The sequence below is a fragment of the Frankia sp. AgKG'84/4 genome, from assembly GCF_023242965.2.
In the GTDB taxonomy this organism is placed as follows: Bacteria; Actinomycetota; Actinomycetes; order Frankiales; family Frankiaceae; genus Frankia.
Map to the genome: position 1 here is coordinate 1 of NZ_JALKFU020001189.1, position 2,632 is coordinate 2,632.

The following is a 2,632-nucleotide window of genomic DNA, read 5'->3' on the forward strand; positions in this document are numbered from 1 at the left end:
CGGCATCGCCCCGTCCGTCCCCGTGGGGCGCGCCGCCGCCGTGCCCGCCGAGGGCCGCACGAGCGCCACGACAACCAGGGGAAGCACGGCGGTCATCCACCAGCGCCATCGCCGCGACCTGACGATGCCGTGACGCGTGACCCGCCGCCACGAAGCGCTACCCAGCACGGCTGAGACAATACTTAAAGTAGTCGAACGTCGCTGGGTCGAGGGCGTCACGGCTGCAGGCGCACCGTCACCCCGGGGCCGATTGCCGGGCCTGCACCGGCCAGGTAGAGCCCGCTGGCCGTGTCCGCCCGCAGCTGCCAGTCGAGGAACGACACGACCGCGCGATCCGCGACCAGCTGCGCCTGGGCGGGCGGGAGCAGCGGCGGATGGCAGGTCGTCGCCGCGGTCAGGGCGATCCACAGGCGCAGGCCGGCGGGAACGCTGGCGGTGCCCGGCAGACCGGCCTGCCGGCAGATCTCGGTGAAGGTGTTGTGCGTCGCGTCGGCCACGGCGACGACGAGGCGCGGATGCGACGCCGTGAGGTCGGTGAAGGCACGGTCGGCGTTGTCGCCCAGCGTGACAATCGGATCGCGGCCGCCTCCGAGCAGCAGGGTGGGCACCGGGATCTGGGCGAGCATCGCCCGCGGCAAGGGCGCGGTCGTCGCCGCGATGCCCACCGACACCCGCACGCGCGGGTCCGCCGGTGCCGGCGACAGGCCGATGCTGGACAGAATGGCGGTGAGTCCGCCATAGGAGTAGCCGACCACGGCGATCTGGTCGGGGCGGATCAACGGCGCCGAGGAGCACGTGGCGTCCGTCAGCGCGTCGATCACCGCCGAGATGTCCCGGGACCGGTCCGCCGCCATCGCGAGCTGCTCCTTGGTGTGCCCGGCCGCCACGTCGAGCATCGTGTCGCCGGGATGGTCGGGCGCGGCGACGACGTAACCGTCGTTGGCCAGTGCCTCCATCAGGTAGGCCGCCTGCACCCGGCTGCCGGCACTGCCATGGGAGAACACGACCAGGGGGAACGGCCCGGGCGCGGGCGGCGCGTCGGTGACCGCGACATTCGAGTCGAATCCCGCCTCCCCGATCAACGGGTAGAAGGCCGGCTGCCCCGCCCGGCCGCGGTCACCGCCGGCCACCTCGGGACAGGCTCCACCGGCGGCCCCACCGGCCTGCTGGCCCGACCCGACCGCCGGATACCAGAGCGACGTGACCAGCTCCCGGCCGGGACGGCGTGGATCGCCGATCCGCACCGTCCGGTAGCCGACCGCCCACGGCCCGGGCACCGGCGGATCCGCGGCCAAGCCGACGCCGACCGCCGCCGCCGCCTTCAGCCGCATCCCCGCGGGGCCGGCTGTCGCCGTGGCCGCCGGGGGTCGCACGATCCCCACGATGATCAGCGCCCACGCGATCGCGGCCAGCCAGCGCCACCGCCGCGGCGCGGCGATGCCGTGCCGCGCAACCCCCCGCCACTCACCGCTACCCACCATGCTCGAAACACTACTTAGAGTAGTCGAGTGAAGTTGGCGGTCAGCCCCGTGTCAGAGCTGGCCGGCAGCGGACGGGCCGATCAGGCGATGAGCTGGGCGCGGTGCGGGACGGTCTCGTCGAGGAGTTCCTCGATCTCCTCGACGCAGCCGCCGCAGCCGGTGCCGGCTCCGCAGTGGTCGCCGATCTCCTCGACATCGTGGGCGCCGGCGCCGATGACCTTGCGCAGCGTGCGATCGGACACCGCGAAGCAGGAACAGACGAGCACCGCACCTCACCAGGCCCGAGGCCGTCAGCTCGTCCGCGAGAACGAGCTGGCCGGCAGATGGACGACCCCGCCGGGACGCCTGCCAGTCGTCCGGCCAGCACAGCCCGAACGTTTAGCTAAGGCTTCCCTAAACACAGGGTGCCACGTGGGGGCGTCACGCGCAAGACGGCCGTATCGCCCGTCGGCGGGCGCGGATCGGCCTGCCACCGCCGGGCCGGCCAGCCGGGGTCGGCTCTCGTAGGCCGACCCCGGCGTGCACGTCGTGACGTCGGCTGCTAGGCAGCGGGGCCGGCGGGGACGAGGGCGACCGCCGCGTCCGGCTCGGCGACGCGGAAGGTGAAACTCTCCTCCAGGTACAGCTCGATGGTGTCGGACGTGTGCGACGCGTACCCGATCGAGAGGTCCTGGCCGGACTCGAGCACGAAGTCGCCGCCGCGCAGGCTGAGCACGACCGCGCCGGTGACGCCGGGGGCCTGCACGACCGGGCCGTCGAGGATGTGCTGCAGGTGCGTGAGCAGCAGGTAGCCGCCGTGCTCGGCAGTCTCGATCACGGCGGTGTAGACGTCCGGTTCGAGGGCCAGGGCGTACGGTCCCGCGATACCGGCGCGACGCAGCAGGGCGACAGCCTTGGCGACGGTGCGCGGGTAGGTCTCGGTCCCGGCCTCCAGGGTCAGCACCGGGTGCGAGGTCGCCTCCGTGATGCCAACCAGACCGGCCTCGGCGTAGCCGTGGAAGACGACCGAGTTCTCGGTGACGGCGATGCGCCGGACGGCCTCCTGCAGCGGGTCGAGGTCGATGTCGTCGGCGCCGCGGTCGGCGTCGGCGAGCTGGGCCCGGTCGAGGGTGAAGTCGACGCGCAGCTCGATGACGGGCTGGACGCGCCGC

3 protein-coding genes are annotated in these 2,632 nt (G+C 73.2%); all 3 read right to left on the bottom strand.

Going from position 1 to position 2,632, the window contains the following annotated elements:
* Positions 1-215: 215 nt before the first annotated feature.
* Complete coding sequence (locus MXD58_RS28545) at positions 216-1,481, bottom strand: alpha/beta hydrolase family protein (RefSeq protein WP_248840691.1); 1,266 nt, start codon at positions 1,479-1,481, stop codon at positions 216-218.
* Between the two features lie 80 nt (positions 1,482-1,561).
* Positions 1,562-1,747, bottom strand: coding sequence for a (2Fe-2S)-binding protein (locus MXD58_RS28550; RefSeq protein WP_250611271.1), 186 nt, complete (start codon positions 1,745-1,747; stop codon positions 1,562-1,564).
* 275 nt (positions 1,748-2,022) lie between these two features.
* A partial coding sequence (locus MXD58_RS28555) for a family 1 encapsulin nanocompartment shell protein (RefSeq protein ID WP_250611273.1) occupies positions 2,023-2,632 on the bottom strand: 610 nt, incomplete at its 5' end.

Bases quoted from the DNA above. Each gene is read 5' to 3' on its own strand.
- MXD58_RS28545 (WP_248840691.1), bottom strand. From the start codon at position 1,481: ATGGTGGGTAGCGGTGAGTGGCGGGGGGTTGCGCGGCACGGCATCGCC.